We start from the raw sequence: 17,461 nt of genomic DNA, 5'->3' as shown, positions 1-17,461 counted from the left end.
CTCTTTTCCCAAGCGCTCGGCTGAGGTATGCTGATGACTTGTCCCGCGACTTAACCTAGAGGAGCACAAAGCAATGTCCCGATTTGTCCTGTCACTGATTCTGATGATCTTTAGTCTGCCGCTGGTTGCCTGTGCGGTTCCACCGCAAACGGAGGATTTTTCCTCGGTGGCGAATGCTTTGCAGATGAGTTTTCCCAGCATCCCGCTGAAAGAGGTCAACGCGACGCCGGTTGCCGGAATTTATGAGGTTGTGACGGTCAAGGAGGAGATTCTTTACTTTGCCCCGGCCAGTGGCCATATCTTTGCCGGCGAATTGTGGAACAACCAGGGACAGAACCTGAGCCGCGAGAGCAAGGCCCGGATGATGACGGCAAAGTTGCCGCTGCTGCCCCTCGACAAAGCGATCAAGATCGGTGATGGCCCGAATGAAGTGGTCGAAATTTCCGATCCCGACTGTCCATTCTGCCGTGAGGGCTCTTCTTTCTTTTCCTCCCGCGAAGACGTCACCCGCTACATTTTCCTCTTCCCGCTCGATCGCCTGCACCCCCAAGCGGAGGCCAAGTCGAAGTTCATTCTTTCTGCAGAGGACCAGGAAGAAGCGTACGAGGATGTTTTTAGCGGCGAATACGATAATCAGCCGCTACCGGCATTTGAAGATAACGGCCTGCTCGACGAGCATCGACAGATCGGCCGAAACATAGGGGTGACCGGAACGCCGAAATACTGGATCAATGGCAAATTCGTTTCCGGGACCAACCTGAAAAAATTCGAGCAGCTGCTCGATCAGGGCCCTGAAAAGACGAAATAGAAAGCGCTGCATGACTGTTAAACAACCGAACCAACGCCCCGAACTGCTCGCTCCGGCGGGCAGTTTCGAGGCTTTTTTTGCTGCTGCGGAAGCTGGTGCGGATGCCGTCTACACCGGGCTGAAGGACTTTTCCGCCCGTGCCAAGGCGCGCAACTTCACCCTCGCCGATATCGAAAAACTGACTCACTACCTGCAGCGGGATGGCAAACGGCTCTATGTCACCCTCAATACCCTGGTCAAAGAAGCGGAACTGTCGCAACTGATCGATACCCTGGGTGCGCTGGAACAGATTGGTGTTGATGCCGTCATTCTGCAGGATCTGGCGGTCTGGAAGCTGGCACGCGATCACTTTCCCGGTCTCGAACTGCACTCTTCGACCCAGATGACGGTGCACAACAGCGCCGGTGTGAAGATGCTGGAGCGGATGGGGTTTACCCGTGGGGTGCTGGCGCGCGAACTGAGTCTGGCCGAGATCGGCGAAATCCGCCGCAACACGACGTTGGAGCTGGAGCACTTCATCCACGGTGCGCTCTGTTTCTCCTTTTCCGGTCAGTGCTACTTTTCCTCTTTCCTCGGCGGCAAGTCGGGTAACCGCGGCCGTTGCGCCCAACCCTGTCGCCGGCGGCACAATTATCGTCAGCAGCAGGGCTACTATTTCTCCACCAACGATCTTTCTGCTATCGATCTGCTGCCGGAGCTGGAGCAGGCGGGCATCTGCAGTCTGAAGATCGAAGGGCGGATGAAGAGCGCCGAGTATGTCTACAAGGTGGTTGGTGCCTATCGCCGTGCCCTCGACGCGGCGCCGGGTCAGCGCAAAGCGGTGATCAAAGAGGCTAAGCAGCTGCTTAAGGAGAGTTTCGGTCGGCAGCCGACCAAAGGCTTTCTGCCGGGCGGGCAGCCGAGCGATATCGCCATCCCTTCTGTCAAGGGTGCGACCGGTCGTTACCTTGGCGATGTTGCCAAGGTGCGCGGCGGCGAGATCAGCTTCAAAACCAGGGACAAGTTGCACCTCGGTGATCGATTACGTGTCCAGCCGGCCAGCGACAAGGCCGGGACCGCATTCACCATCCGCCAGTTGATGCTGGGCAAACGCACCGTCAAACAGGTGCCGTCAGGCAGCTTTGTCACTGTTCCTTCGACCTTTCAGGGGCAATTCAAGGTTGGTGATGGCGTCTTCATGGTCTCATCAAGCACCGCTTTTGCCATGAGCGATGCTGCCTGCAAGCGCAAACTGAGCCAGGTGAAACCGTCGCTCGAAACGGTCGATCTGGGCATCGAGGCGACAGAGCAGCAGCTGCGTATCGAGGCGAACGTCGCCGGGCAAAAGCAGCAGTTCGAGTTCGCTATTGATAGTTACCCGGCTGAATCGCGCGGTCTGGATGTAGACACCTTGCAGCAGGTCTTTGCGGCGACCGCTGGAGAACCATTCCGTCTCGGCAAGTTGGACTGTGGTGAGTTGCCGGAGATTGTCATTCCGCCGAAGCAGCTGAAGCAGATCCGCCGCGAGCTCTACACCGAATTGCGTCAGCTGCGGCAGCCGCAGAAAGATCGCCTCAAGCAGCAGCATCTCCAGGCGGCCCGCAATGCTTTATTCGGCAAGGGTGGCACAACGTCTGCCAGCCGTGAGTTGAGGGTGCAATTGCGTGATGCCCGCGACCAGCGTATTCTGCAAGATCCGCAGGTCGACCAGATCATCATCCCGCTGACCGGGCAGAATCTGCAGTCGGCCACCAAGCTGACCCGCCGCGCCGAACAGGTGATCTGGGATATCCCATTTATTGTTTTCGATCGCGACTGGAAAGAGATGCGCAACACCATCAACCAGTTAATTCAGGCCGGTTTTCGCAAGTACCGGCTGAACAATCTCGGTCACTTTCCTTTCTTCGATAAACAGCAGGGGCTGGAGTTGTTCAGCAGCTTCCGCCTGTTTTCCCTCAACAGTCAGGCGGTCGCCAGCTGGGCCGAGTTGGGCATTAACGAGGCGGAGCTGTATATCGAGGATGATCGCGATAATTTGGCCGATCTGCTGAGCCGCGAGCTGCCCTTGCCGACGGCGTTGACCGTTTATGCCAGCGTGCCGCTGCTGGTGTCGCGTATCGCCATCAAGGGGGTGCGTGCCGACAACCCGGTCCGCTCCGATCGCGATGACGAGTACCGGGTGCAGCAGCGTCAGGGCCTGACCTGGCTGACCAGTGAGACGGATTTCTCTTTTATCAGCAATATGCAGGAACTGCAGGACTTTGGTTGCCACAATTTCATTGTCGATCTTTCCCACCTGGGACCCTTTAGCGCAAATGGCAAGAAGGTGCTGGAAGCGCTGAAGCGGGGGGCTGATCCCGCAGGCAGCAGTAAGTTTAACTACCTGATGGGAATGGAGTGATTGCCCGGCCGGGTCGCCTATAGTAGAGTTTTCTATCGATTGGTTTTCAATTCTGCTGTTTTGGAGGTTTAAGTGTTTGCCAGAAAATATCGTATTCATATCTTTCTGATTCTGATTGCCCTCGGCATTATTTATGTGTCCTACACCAATAATCTGCCCAAGAAAGAGCAGATCCAGGTTGCAGATGCGGCGGCGCAGGAGTTTCTGCAGATGGTCGACGCTGGCAGGTATGATGACAGTTGGGTGATCGCTGCCCCCTACCTGCGTCAGGAGATCCCGCAGGAAAAATGGCTGCAGGAACTGACCGACCTGCGCACCAAAGTTGGTAAATTGAACGAGCGCAGCCTGGAGGATGCCAACTTTACTGCGGCGATCAAGGAAATGCCGGACAGTGTGCTGATGCTGCTGGAATATACCGCAAACTATGAAAAAGGTGTTTTCAAGGAAATGATAACCCTGATTCGCGAGTCCGATACGCGTTGGCGGGTCGTTGGTTATTTTATTCAGTAAAATGATTTCCCTCCGCTCGATTTTACTTACTTCTCTGCTGATGCTCTCCCTGAGTTCTTTTGCGACGGCGGAGTCTGGACATTTACGGGTGCAGCTGTCTGGGATTGATACAGACAAAGGCGGCAGGCTGCGTGTTGCTCTGTTTCGGGGGGAGCAGGGTTGGCCAAAGCTGGAAAATGCAACGCTGCTGCAACAGTTAGCGGCCGGTCAGAGTGAAATCGAGGTGCTGTTTTCTGATCTGCCTTACGCAGATGATTATGCCGTCGAAGTGCACCACGATGAAAACGGCAACGGCAAATTTGATATGCGCTGGCTCCCTTATCCACGCCCGAAAGAGGGGGTTGGGGTCTCCAACAACAGCTCAGGTTTCGGTCATCCCTCCTTTGATTCTGCGCGGTTTTCCTTTTCGCGATCGCAGCAGGAGATTTCAATTCACATGCGCTATTGAGCGAAAATCTTTAGCGATTTGACAATAATTAGAGCCTGCTATAAGTTTTGATGATGACCTGTTTCAGCAGAGTGAAAAATACAGGATGCAGATGACTCAACCGCCAATAGATTTGACACAGGATTTAAGCGGGGCAGATCTTAACGGTGCCGATTTGCGTGGTGCTAATCTGGCGGGCCGCGATCTGCGTAACGCCCGCCTGTTCAAAGCCGATCTGCGCGGTGCCAACCTGCAGGAGGCGAACCTCGAAGGTGCCGAACTCTCTGCGGCCGATTTAAGCGACGCTGATCTTGATGGTGCTCATTGCCGGCGTGCCGGTTTCGGCCGTGCCAAAATGTGTGGAGCCAGCCTGTTCCGTGCCGACCTGGAAGAGGCCAGTTTGACCCAGGCTGACCTGACCGGTGCCAACCTGCACTGCGTCAACCTGAACCATGGCCGGTTGCGCGAAGCCGACCTGACCGGGGCGGACCTGTCTGAAGCAGACCTGCGTTATGCCGACATGTCGCTGGCACAAATCAAAAAAACAAATTTCAGCAATGCCGATCTGCGTCACGCCCGCTTGCGCATGATGCGGCACTTTAAAAAAGCGACCTGGATCGGTGTCGATATCCGCGATATCAACTTTGCAGGTGCCTACCTGATGCGGCGCGAGATTATCGATCAGAACTTCATCAAGGAATTCCGTTCCTATAACTGGCTCTCGCGCATCCTGTATTATCCCTGGATGCTGACTTGCGATTGTGGTCGCAGCATGTTTCGCTGGTGCTGCTGCATCGGTCTGTTGCTGCTTATATTCGCCTATCTTTATACCTTGGTCGGCATCGATTACGGTGACTACCCCACAGCACTTTCGCCTTTTTACTTCAGCGTTGTTACCATGACGACCCTCGGTTTCGGCGATGTTGTCCCCAGGACTCTCGGTGGCCAGGTTGTCGCCATGATGGAGGTTTCAACCGGCTATGTGATGCTTGGTGGCCTGCTGTCGATCTTTTCCAATAAATTGGCCCGGCGGGGAGATTGAGATGCTCGGATTCGGCAAGAAGAAAAGGCACCTGGCTCCGGAAGGGTTCGAAGTCCCCAGTTTTCCGACCACGGTGCTGAACGTTCTGGGCAAGCTGCGTGACCCGGAAATTTCCAGCAATGAACTGGCGCACGAACTGGAGATTGATCCCGGTTTGCATGTGCGGGTTCTTAAAGTCGTCAACTCGGCTGCTTTTGGCCTGTCGCACAAGGTCAGCAATATCACCCATGCTGTTAACCTGCTCGGAAGAGGGCGGCTGGAAGCGTTGGTTTTGTCAGTGGCAACCCAGGAAACGCTGAGCAAAAACAACAAAGCGGCTTGGCTCAACATGAAGGACTTCTGGGCGACGGCTGCTCGACGGGCGGCACTAGCCCGCGGGCTGGCGGTGGAGCTGCACCCGCATGTACGGAGTGATGTTTTTACCATCGGCCTGCTGGAGGATATGGGGGTTCCGGTGCTGGCCAACAAAGGGGGCAATCGCTACCGCGATATTTACCAGGATTGGTTGAAGAACGACGATGTCGACCTGGTCAGCTACGAGCAGCAGCAATACGGCACCAACCACGCCAGCATCGGGGCTCAAGTGGCAAAATACTGGGGGTTTCCCGATTCGCTCAGCGACGCCATCGGCCATCATCACCAGTTCGATGACAGCGAGCTGCCGTTGTCGATCAAGGTTGCATCATTGGTGCGCGGCGCAACCGAGGACAGCCACCTGATCGCAGAAAAAGCGGAGCAGCTGTTCGGCCTTGGTTCCCGTTTGACCGTCGATCTGATCGAGCGTGTGCTGGATGAAAGCGGCGAGCTGGCTGCTGCCCTGGGCTGACTTGCGAACTGCCGAAATGAAAGACTTGTCTTGCACAAGCGTGTATAATCTAGCGGTTGTCTGTTGACCCGAACGCGAACCCCGAGCCTGTATTGATGACTGTCGATTCCACATCAAAGCCCGACCCGCCTGAGTCCGATTCCCCGGACTGCCCTGTTGGTGAAGAAGATTGTTTTGTTATCGACGAGCTGGCTGCAATTCGCCAGGAGCTGGCCGAGCTGTCGCAGGCTGTCCTCACCGACCAGTTGACCGGGCTGGCCAACTACCGGCATTTCTGTGTCCAGATGGAACAGGAGATGGAGCGCACCCAGCGCAGTGGGCAGCCGACCAGCCTGATCATGCTCGATATCGATTTCTTTAAAAAAGTAAACGACCGGTGGGGTCACGAAGTCGGCAATCAGGCCCTGATCCATATCGCCGGACTGATGCAGCAGACGGTGCGCCGGCTCGATATCCCCTGTCGATACGGTGGTGAGGAGTTCGCTATCATTTTACCGAATACCCCGCTCGCGGCCGCAATCCCGGTCGCTGAACGCTTGCGTGCTGTCATTGAGGAAACGCCGCTGCAACTGGAGCAGCAGTCTCTGTCGTTGACGGCCAGCCTGGGGATAGGCACCTATCTTCTCGGCGAAGAGGTCAGTATCGAAGAGCTGGTCCAGCGCGCCGATCATTATCTTTATCAAGCCAAGCAGGAAGGGCGCAATCAGGTTCGTCATGCCGAGCTGCCGAAAGTTGACCTGGTCAGCAGTGATGAAAAGGCTGCCTTATTCGACCTGTTCGGTAAACCCACGGAGGGGGAAGACGACGGCTGAATTGGCCGTATGTTGCAGGAGTTAATTATGGATATCGTTGTTCTCGATGCTCACACGGCTAATCCGGGCGATCTCGATTGGGGGCCGCTCAAAGAGCTTGGTACCTACGCAGTCTATCCGCGGACCGCGCCGGAAGAAATCTGCCAGCGGGCGGAGAGTGCTGAAATTATCCTCACCAACAAAGTTGTGCTCGATGCTGAAATTATCGACCAGCTGCCGAAATTGAAGTATATCGGCGTCCTGGCGACCGGTTACAACGTAGTCGATCTGGATGCTGCCAGTGCACGTGGCATCGTCGTCACCAATATTCCCGGCTACAGCACCGATTCGGTCAGCCAGATGGTGTTTGCGCTGCTGCTGGAAATGTCGCAGCAGGTTGGTCACCACGCCCGGTTGGTGCAGGAGGGAGCCTGGAGCAACTGCGAGGATTTCAGTTTTCACGATCGCCCCTTGTTTGAACTGGCAGGCAAGACCATCGGCATTGTCGGTTATGGCCAGATTGGCCGCAGGGTGGCACAGATCGCCAACGCTTTTGGCATGAAGGTGCTGGTGAATACCGCCCATCCGGAAAAGTACAGTTGCGACAAAAGCGTTGAGTTTACCGATATCGATCGCATCTTTGATGACAGCGATATTATCAGTTTGAACTGCCCGCTGACTGGCGAAACCCGCCACTTGGCCAATACTGCGCGGCTGATGCGGGTCAAGCAGGGCACCTTGCTGATAAACACCGGTCGTGGCGATCTGATCGATGAAGATGCCGTTGCTGAAGCTTTGAACGAAGGCTACCTCGGTGGTTTTGCGGCGGACGTTCTCTCCAGCGAGCCGCCGGATGAAGACAACCCGCTGTTGAGTACGCCGAACACTTTCATTACACCGCATATCGCCTGGGCAACGGCTGAGGCGAGGCAGCGTCTTCTCGATATCGCCATTGCCAATATCAAAGCTTTCCAGGACGGAACACCGCAGAATCAGGTCAATTGATGGATTGGGATGACCTGCTCGCGGGCCTGAAGCCGCTACGGCAACAACTGGATCGCGTTGCTGAGCAAAATTTTATCACGGATGCAGCGGTAAAAATTTATTGCCAAAACGGTTGCAGCAACTGCTGTTCGCTTTCGGTGAATTGCAGTTTCCCGGAAGCGGTTGCCATCGCCCGCGAGTTGACGGCCGAACAGATCGTAACGCTGAAAGCTAAAATCCCCCTGCTGCAGCAAATCAGCACGCAGGCCCAGGATTTGAAAGACTACCTGCGCCAGTTCCGCAACCGGTTTGGCGGCTGTCCTTTTCTCGATGCCGCGGGCAGCTGCAGCATTTACCCGCATCGTCCTCTTTCCTGTCGGGCGCTGCTCTCAACCCGCAACAGCAGCTGGTGCGGCGTCGATTTCGCCGACCTCCACCCGCTCGAGCGGGACGCTTTCCTCAGCAGTCTTGACCGGGACGTTGTCGCTTTCCCGACCCACTATCTCGCTGCCACTCAGGAAATGGGAATGGAGCTGGAAGCAGCAGCCCTGGCCGATATGCGCGACCGTTTCGGTGTTGCAGTCAGTGGCAACCTGCTTTATCAGGTCTGGCTCGAGCTGGAATATCGAATCAGCGAAATTATTCCTCAAGGGTTTAGCGCCACGCGGAAGTATCTGGAAGGCGAGAGTTTGGACCTCCCTTACATGCTGCATCTGCAGGGAGCTGAAAGAGGTTAGCTGCAGCGGGCGGCATCATTCCTTCTCTTATCCCACCAGCATATTTTCAAGCTGCTACTTTGGATCGACAGGTGTGCCATGGCACACTTATGCGCCAGAGCGGAACTGTGCCATGACACAGTTCTGTGCTCCTTAGGCACGCCTTTCAAATCGCCTCGAAGTTTCTTCCACAGAAAAATCTTTTCAAGATAATCTAAATAAAATCAGTACTTTAAAATTCTATCCGCAAAAAGTAAGAGTACATTTTCTTCATTGGTCTGGCTTTTGCCATAAAGGACTGAGCAGATGGTAAACGTTTGGGCGCACAGTCGATGGTTCCAGGTCGAGAGAGCATGTTTGCTTTCGCCCTTTACAGAAACAGACTCATACTTATGGAGAATAAAAGTGAAGCTATTCGGAAAAATCTTTCTGCCAATTTTTATTTCTCTCGTCATCGCATCTCTTGCTCTTGGGTTTATGACCTATTACAAGACAGATATTCTGGTTGCGACGGGGATGGAAAGAGAAGAGGCTTTGCGTGCGGGAGAACACAGCGTGCTGGCCCAGGAGAAGCTCTCTAAAATTGTTAAATCCTCTGCCATCAATGCCAAGCTGCATCAAGAGCAGGCTGCGGTCATTTCGTCTCTTGATTTTGTCAAAGAGGCATACACAAAAGCTCAGCAGGGGAGTCTTGATCTGGATACGGATCCTCAGGTGAGAGAGGCGCGCAATTTTCTTAAAGACAATTTCACCCCAATCGAAGATTCCTTTGTTCGGCTGACCGGCAACCAGGATCTGCGGGCGCATTTTCACCTTGCCAACAATCGATCTTTTGCCCGGGTCTGGCGAGACGGTTGGCAGGTAAAGCGAAACGGAAAAAAACTGGATATCTCGGACGATCTTTCCGGTTTCCGGGAAATGGTTGTGAATACCAATCGCAATCAGAAACCTCTGCAGGGCCTTGAGCTTGGGATCGGCGGTTTTGTCATCCGCGGGATCGTGCCGGTAAACAACCTGTCCGGTGAGCATGCGGGCTCTATCGAAATTTATTCTTCCTACGGCAAGTTGGTCGAAGAAACCGAGTTAGCTGAAGGGATGACCATCAGCCTGGTGATGCCGGCCAGCAAGCTCAGTATTGCGAAAAAGCTTGATGACCCGCAAAAGTTTCCAGTGATCGATAACGCCTGGGTACAGGTTTGCAGTTCCGATCCGACAATTTTGTCGAAAACCTACCAGCAGGAAGAATTCTCGCAGGCATTTGCCCAGACAGATTCTCAGTACGAGACAGAAACTCACAGTGTCTACACACGGCGTGTTGAAGATTTTTCCGGCAAGCCGATCGGCATGCTGGTGCTGACCGAGGATTTGGCTGCCTGGAACGCGGCGATGGCTGCAGCCCACGAGCATGGCCACGAACAGATCAAGGCGACTTTGACCTATACTGTTGGCCTCCTCGCATTGGTGACCCTTGTTCTTGGTGGTATCGCCTATTTCCTGGCCAAACGAATCAGTTTTTCGGTGCAGTCTACTGTCAGCATGCTGAATGAAATGGAAGCCGGTAACCTCGACAGTCGCCTGGAAAGCAAAGGCAAGGATGAAATCGCCCTGTTAAGTCGTTCGCTGAACGCCTTCGCCGACAACCTGCGCGATGAAGTTCTGACAGCGTTTGAGCGGTTGGCAGCGGGAGATTTCACTTTTAAAGCGGAAGGGTTGATTGCCGAACCTCTGGCAAAAGCGAACCAGAAGCTGTCCGGTATTCTGCAGACGGTGCAGATGACCAGTCATAAAGTTTCAGCCGATGCGATCCAGGTAGCGGAAACCAGCACCAACTTATCGAATGGTGCCACCCAGCAGGCCGCTGCGTTAGAAGAGATCAGCAGCTCCATGAACGAGATGGATAGCCAGACTCTGCAGAATGCCGAGAATGCAAAAGTTGCAAACCAGCTGGCAGAAGAAGCCAGCAACCAGGCTGCTATCGGCGGCGATCAGATGACAGCGATGCTCACCGCAATGCGCGATATTGATGACGCCGGCCAGAATATCGGTAAAATCATAAAAGTCATCGATGAGATTGCTTTCCAGACTAACCTGCTGGCTTTGAATGCGGCGGTTGAAGCTGCCCGCGCCGGGCAACACGGCAAGGGTTTCGCGGTCGTTGCCGAAGAGGTTCGCAACCTCGCTGCGCGCAGCGCCGAAGCAGCACGCGAGACCGCAGAGTTGATCGAAGGTTCTACGGAAAAAACCCAGAACGGGACGCAGATCGCGGAACAGACATCGGCCGCTTTCAACGACATCGTTGATTCGATCAGCAAAGTAACCGACCTTGTCGCAGAAATCGCGGTCGCCAGCAATGAACAGGCAAAAGGGATCAGCCAGGTCACCGAGGGCGTCAGCCAGCTGGATGCTGTCAATCAGAACTCAACGGCCATCGCCGAAGAAACGGCCGCTATCGCCGAAGAGCTCTCGACTCAGACCAATCACCTCGAAGGTGTGTTGAGCAGATTTCAGATTATCGATTCGTTCAAAGGCTTGTCTTTTGCCGATGGGATTACCACTCAAACCCAGGCAATTCAGGATGAAGAAATGGCCAATAATGGCAGCAGGCAGCCACGGCAGTTTATGCCGCTAAATGCCAGCGAGTTCGGACGTTTTTAGAACTTCTCTCCTCAAGAGCTCCAGCTGAATTGGCTGGAGCCTCCTTTTTTCCGCCTCCCATGGAAAACCGTTTTTGCCCATTTTAGGAACTTCTATGTTTCTCATGACTTTTTTGTTAAGTTAGGGCTAATAATCGTTTGTTTCGAGTGGAGATGGAAAGTTTATGTCACCTCAAGTTTTAGTTGTTGATGATGAAACGACCAGCCGTAACATCTTTTCCAGTTTTCTTAAAAAAGATGGCTGCCAAGTTATCAATGCGTCTACTTTCGATGAAGCTTTAGCTTTTATCGACGAACACAGCTTTGACTTGATTCTTTCGGATATTCTGCTGGATGGGAAAAATGGCATAGAACTTCTGGAATATGTCAAAAAAGCTCAACCATCCTGCCCTGTCATCATGGTCACCGGCTCCCCAAGTGTGCATTCAGCCACGGAAGCCGTTCGCCTAGGCGCCTACGATTATCTGTCCAAGCCCGTTCATGGCCAGGAGTTGACCAGGGTCAGCCGGCGGGCTCTGAAATACAAGCAGTTAGCCGATGAGCAGCAAGAGACCAAGGCGAATCTCGAGGCTATATTCCGCAGCGTTCAGGATGCGATTATCACCGTCGATAGCCAGTTTAAAGTCTTGGCGATTAACGATGCGGCGCAAACGCTCTGTGGAATCACAAAAGAGACATTAGGAAAGAATCTCTCGGCTCACCAGCTTTGCGCGCAAAAGTGTTTCGACACGATCGCTGAAACCATTGCAGAGAAGCACCCCACCAGCGTCGAGCATATTCACTGTGACTGCAAAGGAAAAAGGGACCAGGTTGTCAGTTTGCACTGCTCCCCCCTGTATAACGCCAAAGGGGCTTGCTACGGTGCTGTTCTGGTTGTGCGCGACAATACCAGGCTGTACACCCTGGAGCAAAGCCTTCAAGGAGCCCAAAGCTTTCATAAAATTGTCGGCAGTAGCCCCAAGATGCAGGAAATTTATGGGCTTATCGAGCGCTTGGCGGATGCGCCAACAACAGTATTGGTCACCGGGGAGAGTGGTACGGGCAAGGAACTGATCGCTGCAGCAATTCATGAGGCCGGTCACCGCAAAGGCCCTCTGGTGACAGTCAATTGCGCGGCTCTTTCGGAAAACCTGCTCGAAAGCGAACTGTTTGGCCATGTTAAAGGGGCTTTCACCGGAGCTGTTACCGATAAAGTCGGCCGTTTTGTTGCAGCCGATGGCGGTACCATCTTTCTTGATGAGATCGGCGATATCTCGGCGCAGATGCAGACTCGACTGCTACGCGTGTTGCAGGAAAAGGTTGTTGAGCGGGTCGGAGATATCAAAGGGATTCCGGTTGACGTCCGGGTTGTCGCCGCAACCAATCGTAACCTGAAAAAACGGATAGAAAGCGGAGAGTTTCGCGAGGATTTATTCTTCCGCCTGAATGTTGTCAATATCGATCTTCCGCCCTTACGGAACAGAAAAACTGACATTCCGGCATTGGTCGATCACCTGATAGACAAGCTGAATATCAGGTTAAACCGCAATATTCAGGATGTCAGCGAAGAGGTTCTCGGCATATTGATGGCTTACGATTGGCCGGGTAATATCCGCGAACTGGAACATTGTATTGAGCATGCGTTTATCCTGTGCCGGGGAACTCGGGTTGAAGCCAGTCATCTACCAGCGGAATTGACCCTTGTCAGTCATGAAAAAATACCGTCTGCATCATCGAGTGTTGATGCCGAAGCGATTCGTTCAGCGTTGAGTAAAACTGGCGGGAACAAAGCCAAGGCCGCCCGTCTGCTCGGCATAAGTCGCAGGACAATCTATCGGAAAATAGACGAGTTCGGGATCGACGACATTTAGCAGTTTCTCTACAAAAAGTGTGTCATGCTACACTTCTGCGCCTGGCACAGAAGTGTGTCAGGCACAAAACCGCCCTCCTTTACCCTATCTCTGCAGCTTCCCTGACAAGCTTTTTTGTCGCGAAATAGAGCGGAAAAAAGCAGTTATTGCCTGTGTTTATCGATTTCTTCTTTTGTCTGGATCACGCGGTCACTCTTCTTCGTGCGGTTTGGCACGTTGGATGCTCTTTATGGGAAGCGGAAACAGTATCCGCAACTTTCAAGGAGAGAAAATGACCCGCGCAGCTAAAGAAATCTATAGTCCACTGGCAACAATGGAAGACGCACAGAAAGACCTTTACCTGACTTTTCACCTGGGGGATGAAGATTTTGCTATCGACATTACCCAGGTTACCGAAATTGTCGGTATTCCCCTGATTACAACGATCCCTGACCACCCCAACCATATTAAGGGTGTCATCAACTTACGGGGAAGCATCATTCCGGTCATGGATGTCCGTTTGCGTTTCGGGATGCCGGAGCGGGGCTACGATGAGCGGACCTGCCTGATCGTCGTCAAAGGGGATGATTCGATGACCGGGCTGGTTGTCGACCGGGTAAACGAAGTAGTCGAAATTCCGACCAGTCAGATAGAGCCCGCGCCGCTCAAAGGCGGCCGGCAAAACTATATTCATGGGCTCGGGAAACTTGGCGATAGCGTTAAAATTCTTCTGAATTTGAAAAACTTGCTTGATGAAGATGAAGAGCTGGAAATCCACCAGGATCTGGCGGTTTAGGCCCGGATTTATTGTCCTGGCAGCAATTGCCCGCTTCTTTTTTCAACCACTGATGGTGAGGACGTATGAACATGGTAGAAACGCTTATCCCGGCAACTGAGGATCTTTTTTCCAGCTTTGTGTCCTTGAGTGCGTCTGCAGGAACCCCTTTCCAGAGAGCGGATGTGCCTGAAGCCGATGGTTTGGCGGGGATCGTCCATTTCAGTGGCCAGACTTCCGGTTACGTTGCCCTCTGTCTCCCTGCCGAAACGGCTGCTCTGACGACAAAATTGTTTCTCTTTCTTGAAGCGGAACATGTTGAAAACGAGCAGATAGACGATGCGGTGGGAGAGCTGACGAACATCTTGGCCGGACAGGTGAAGTCCCTTGTTGACCCGCAGGGGAGCAACGTCAACCTTTCGCTGCCGATGATCTGTTCAAAGCAGGATTTTACCGCTGTGGATCTGCCAGGGACCGAAAGAGTGACCATTCCGTTTTATACAGATGATGGCGATTTTTTTGTCGAGGTTCAACTCGCGTCTAAACTACAGTAAATTTGACAAGATTAATTCGAGTATTATAATCTAGGTGCGACTAGAAAAAGCTTGGTGTGGAATCTGATAATCTTTATTTAGCCGGAACATTGCAATGAAAACATCATGCCCCAGCAAGAGCTCTTTCCCGCAACAGGCTTTTCTGCTGTTCCTGTTTTCCCTCCTCGGCTATGCGGGAAATTACTTCAGCCTGCCGATAAGCTACAATGTCGATTTTATTTTTGGCAGTGTTTTCAGCCTGATTGCCCTCAGGCTCATGGGGCCTCCGGGCATCATTGTCGCTTTCATTGCTTCAACCTACACCTACCAACTATGGCATCACCCTTATGCCATAGTCATATTCACTGCTGAAGCCGCTTTCGTCATGCTCGCTCTTAAAAAAGGGCGTTCAAATATCTTGATCATTACGGTCGCTTATTGGCTCTGTGTCGGCATTCCCCTAGTTGTCGCTTTTTACGGCGGAATTATGCAGCTTGGGGCACAGTCGACATTGGTCATCGCCCTGAAGCAGTCCTTAAATGGAATTTTCAACGCCCTGATTGCCTGTACTCTCCTGTCCCATTTACCTGTTCGGAAGTGGCTGGGAATTATTGAGCGCAAAAAGTCTGAGCCTCTTTACCAGGTTATTTCGAATACGATAGCGGCAACCTTCTTGTTTCCTGCCATTATCGCAATTTGTTTTTTTGGTCAGAATGAACTGGAAAAACAGCACGAGCGTGCGATCCAGGCCCTTGCCCAAGAGACCAAGGCAACAGAAAGAGTTTTAACCCGCTGGTTTGATTATCGAGTGAGAGCCCTTACTTCTCTCGCAGAAGGTTGGAGCAGGAGCCCTCAGGCTGCAACAACAAATTATCAGAATCAGCTTAAAGAGTTTCTCGATGTTTTCCCCGAATTTCACAATGCTTACCTCGCCGATGGCGATGCAACAACGGTTGCATTTTCCCCCCCGCTAAATGAAAAAGGTGAATCGACGATCGGGCTGAACTTTAAAGACAGAAAATACTTCGAAGAACTTCAGCAAACAAAAGGCCCCGTTGTCTCAGATGTTTTTCAAGGCAGGGGAGGTGTTTTCTCCCCAATTTTTACGATCGCAGTCCCAGTTGTTCAAGGGGGGAATTTGTTTGGTTTTGGTCTTGGAGCCATTGACCTCAACAAGATGGGAGAATTTCTCGAAACCGTGATCAGCAATCCGGAGCTGAATTACACTCTGGTTGATCATTCCGGCACTGTTGTTATCAGCACTGTGGCAGATAGAACGCCACTCCAACCGATACCAGACCTGCAGGAAGGCGCAACTGTCAAACAGGTTGGAGCTGTTGCTTTGCGTGTCCCTGGTATCCATAAGCATGTCAGTATTATGAGTACATGGAAAGGGGCCGCTTATTTCACTGAACAGCAATTGAAAAATGGGGGTTGGAGGCTGATTATGGAATATCCTCTGGCCCCACTGCAGCAGGCCGCTTACGCCGATACGATTTACAGGCTTTACGCCATGGCCTTGCTGTTTATCATCTCAATTTTCCTGTCGTGGTGGTTAAGTCGATTAATAGCGTCAATGCCACAACGGCTTGCCAGCATTAGCCATGATTTGCCCGGGAAAATAGCCGCCCGTGAAACTATTGCCTGGCCGCAAAGCAACATTCTTGAATTTCAACAGCTTTCAAATAACTTCCAAAAGTCGGCGAACGCCCTTTCTCAGCGCCTCGAATTTGTTGAAAAACATAGTCAGATTCTGGAAGAAAAAGTTGCTGAACGTACGGCCAGGTTGCAGGCAAGTGAAAGCCGTTTCCGCTTACTTTTTCATGGTCATGCGGCCGTCTTTCTTCTTGTTGACCCGGAAAATGGATCTTTGCTGGATGCAAACAAGAGTGCGGCCGATTTTTATGGCTACAGTATTGATGAACTGAAGCAATTAAAAATATCTGACATCAATATTATGTCAGATGAAGATGTCGCAGAGAAAATCAGCGAGGCTGCAACGGCCAAAGCCAATCATTTTATTTTTTCACATCGCTTAAAGGGTGGCGAAATCAGGACAGTTGAAACCTATGCAACGCTCATTTCGTTAGAAGAAAAACCGGTCCTGTTCTCAGTGATTCATGACATCAGTGAGAGGCAAAAAGCAGAAGACGCTCTTGTTCTTGAACGGACCCATCTCCGCACACTGGTGAATACGATGCCGGACATGGTTTGGCTGAAGGACCGGAACGGAAAATACCTCGCCTGCAACCATCGCTTTGAGCAGTTTTTTGGGGCGGCACTGGAGGATATCAAGGGAAAAACAGATTACGACTTTATTGATAAGGCGTTGGCAGATTTCTTTCGAGAGAACGACCGCAAGGCAATGCTGGCCGGTTGTCCCACGAAAAATGAAGAAGTTGTCCCTTTTGCAAGTGACGGCCATACGGAACATCTCGAAACAATTAAAACTCCCATGCTCGCTCCAGATGGGACACTGATTGGTGTTCTGGGGATTGCCCGCGATATTACCGACCGGAAAGAAAAAGAGGCTTCTCTCGAAGCGTTAAGGAAAGAAGCTGAACAGCTTTCGGAGGAAAGGGGGCTGCTTCTTAAAGAGGTCAATCACCGGGTCAAGAACAACCTGGCAATAATTATCGCAATGCTCAACCTTGAAGCCAATAAACGCAGCATGGAAGCCTACTCTCTTTTTATCGATGACATCATCAGCAGGGTCAATGCTTTGGGCATCGTTCACTCTCTGCTGTCCGGTAACCAATGGCGACCCGTTATGCTTAGAGATCTCTGCCAGCAGATTATCGGAAATACGCTGCCAAGGGATTTGAACTCCGAAATCCTTATCGATAAATCGACTCTTACCATTGCGGCATCTCAAGCCCATAACATGTCTTTGGTCATCAACGAACTGTCAACCAATACGGCTAAATATGCCGGGAATAGATCAGATATAAAGGTCAGCGTTGCTATAACCTCCGAAGAAGGCTGGATTCAGTTTGTCTATCAAGACAATGGCCCGGGCTATCCGCAATCGTTGCTGGACGGGATTATCCCCGAGACCGGTATTGGACTGCAGATGGTAAAGGGGATCGTGGAGATGAGCCTGTCAGGCAAGCTTGCACTCAGTAATGTTGACGGTGCCAGAACCGAGATCCGTTTTCCAATTTTGAGTAAGGAAGAGTAATCGAT

14 protein-coding genes are annotated in these 17,461 nt (G+C 52.3%); all 14 read left to right on the top strand.

Annotated features, from left to right (window positions below; all coding sequences use genetic code 11):
- The first annotated feature begins 73 nt into the window (after window positions 1-73).
- Window positions 74-808, top strand: a complete 735-nt coding sequence (locus tag BUB13_RS10765) for a DsbC family protein (protein ID WP_072908759.1) — start codon at window positions 74-76, stop codon at window positions 806-808.
- A 10-nt stretch (window positions 809-818) separates the two neighbouring features.
- Window positions 819-3,188, top strand: coding sequence for a peptidase U32 family protein (locus BUB13_RS10760; RefSeq protein ID WP_072908758.1), 2,370 nt, complete (start codon window positions 819-821; stop codon window positions 3,186-3,188).
- A gap of 72 nt (window positions 3,189-3,260) precedes the next feature.
- Window positions 3,261-3,698, top strand: coding sequence for a DUF4019 domain-containing protein (locus BUB13_RS10755; protein WP_072908757.1), 438 nt, complete (start codon window positions 3,261-3,263; stop codon window positions 3,696-3,698).
- Window positions 3,699-3,786: 88 nt separating this feature from the next.
- A complete protein-coding gene (locus BUB13_RS10750; protein ID WP_161947648.1) occupies window positions 3,787-4,146 on the top strand; it encodes a DUF2141 domain-containing protein in 360 nt (119 codons plus the stop codon).
- Between the two features lie 91 nt (window positions 4,147-4,237).
- Window positions 4,238-5,167 (top strand): pentapeptide repeat-containing protein, encoded by a 930-nt coding sequence (locus BUB13_RS10745; protein ID WP_161947647.1) that lies wholly within the window; start codon window positions 4,238-4,240, stop codon window positions 5,165-5,167.
- Between the two features lies 1 nt (window position 5,168).
- A complete protein-coding gene (locus BUB13_RS10740; RefSeq protein ID WP_072908754.1) occupies window positions 5,169-5,993 on the top strand; it encodes an HDOD domain-containing protein in 825 nt (274 codons plus the stop codon).
- 95 nt (window positions 5,994-6,088) lie between these two features.
- On the top strand, window positions 6,089-6,805 hold the full coding sequence (locus tag BUB13_RS10735; protein ID WP_072908753.1) for a GGDEF domain-containing protein: 717 nt from the start codon (window positions 6,089-6,091) through the stop codon (window positions 6,803-6,805).
- Between the two features lie 27 nt (window positions 6,806-6,832).
- Window positions 6,833-7,789: a D-2-hydroxyacid dehydrogenase gene (locus BUB13_RS10730; protein ID WP_072908752.1), complete on the top strand. Its 957-nt coding sequence runs from the start codon at window positions 6,833-6,835 to the stop codon at window positions 7,787-7,789.
- Window positions 7,789-8,505, top strand: a complete 717-nt coding sequence (locus tag BUB13_RS10725; RefSeq protein ID WP_072908751.1) for a YkgJ family cysteine cluster protein — start codon at window positions 7,789-7,791, stop codon at window positions 8,503-8,505. Before BUB13_RS10730 ends, BUB13_RS10725 begins: the two co-directional genes overlap by 1 nt.
- A 384-nt stretch (window positions 8,506-8,889) precedes the next feature.
- Window positions 8,890-11,139 carry a methyl-accepting chemotaxis protein gene (locus BUB13_RS10720; protein WP_072908750.1) on the top strand — a complete coding sequence of 750 codons (2,250 nt, stop codon included), beginning with the start codon at window positions 8,890-8,892 and terminating at the stop codon, window positions 11,137-11,139.
- A gap of 163 nt (window positions 11,140-11,302) precedes the next feature.
- The gene (locus tag BUB13_RS10715) at window positions 11,303-12,988 is read left to right on the top strand and encodes a sigma 54-interacting transcriptional regulator (RefSeq protein ID WP_072908749.1); all 1,686 of its coding nucleotides are present in this window, start codon (window positions 11,303-11,305) and stop codon (window positions 12,986-12,988) included.
- Between the two features lie 271 nt (window positions 12,989-13,259).
- Complete coding sequence (locus BUB13_RS10710; protein ID WP_072908748.1) at window positions 13,260-13,763, top strand: chemotaxis protein CheW; 504 nt, start codon at window positions 13,260-13,262, stop codon at window positions 13,761-13,763.
- 71 nt (window positions 13,764-13,834) lie between these two features.
- A complete protein-coding gene (locus BUB13_RS10705; RefSeq protein WP_161947646.1) occupies window positions 13,835-14,296 on the top strand; it encodes a chemotaxis protein CheX in 462 nt (153 codons plus the stop codon).
- A 94-nt stretch (window positions 14,297-14,390) separates the two neighbouring features.
- A complete protein-coding gene (locus BUB13_RS10700) occupies window positions 14,391-17,456 on the top strand; it encodes a sensor histidine kinase (protein WP_072908746.1) in 3,066 nt (1,021 codons plus the stop codon).
- Window positions 17,457-17,461 lie beyond the last annotated feature (5 nt).

The sequence above is a fragment of the Malonomonas rubra DSM 5091 genome, assembly GCF_900142125.1.
Classification (GTDB): Bacteria; Desulfobacterota; Desulfuromonadia; order Desulfuromonadales; family Geopsychrobacteraceae; genus Malonomonas; species Malonomonas rubra.
Note: the sequence above shows the minus strand (reverse complement) of the source record. Positions and strands in the feature narration are given on the sequence as shown.

Coding starts and splice junctions, on each gene's coding strand:
- BUB13_RS10765 (WP_072908759.1), top strand. CDS start 74: ATGTCCCGATTTGTCCTGTCACTGATTCTGATGATCTTTAGTCTGCCG.
- BUB13_RS10760 (WP_072908758.1), top strand. CDS start 819: ATGACTGTTAAACAACCGAACCAACGCCCCGAACTGCTCGCTCCGGCG.
- BUB13_RS10745 (WP_161947647.1), top strand. CDS start 4,238: ATGACTCAACCGCCAATAGATTTGACACAGGATTTAAGCGGGGCAGAT.
- BUB13_RS10740 (WP_072908754.1), top strand. CDS start 5,169: ATGCTCGGATTCGGCAAGAAGAAAAGGCACCTGGCTCCGGAAGGGTTC.
- BUB13_RS10735 (WP_072908753.1), top strand. CDS start 6,089: ATGACTGTCGATTCCACATCAAAGCCCGACCCGCCTGAGTCCGATTCC.
- BUB13_RS10730 (WP_072908752.1), top strand. CDS start 6,833: ATGGATATCGTTGTTCTCGATGCTCACACGGCTAATCCGGGCGATCTC.
- BUB13_RS10725 (WP_072908751.1), top strand. CDS start 7,789: ATGGATTGGGATGACCTGCTCGCGGGCCTGAAGCCGCTACGGCAACAA.
- BUB13_RS10715 (WP_072908749.1), top strand. CDS start 11,303: ATGTCACCTCAAGTTTTAGTTGTTGATGATGAAACGACCAGCCGTAAC.
- BUB13_RS10710 (WP_072908748.1), top strand. CDS start 13,260: ATGACCCGCGCAGCTAAAGAAATCTATAGTCCACTGGCAACAATGGAA.
- BUB13_RS10705 (WP_161947646.1), top strand. CDS start 13,835: ATGGTAGAAACGCTTATCCCGGCAACTGAGGATCTTTTTTCCAGCTTT.
- BUB13_RS10700 (WP_072908746.1), top strand. CDS start 14,391: ATGAAAACATCATGCCCCAGCAAGAGCTCTTTCCCGCAACAGGCTTTT.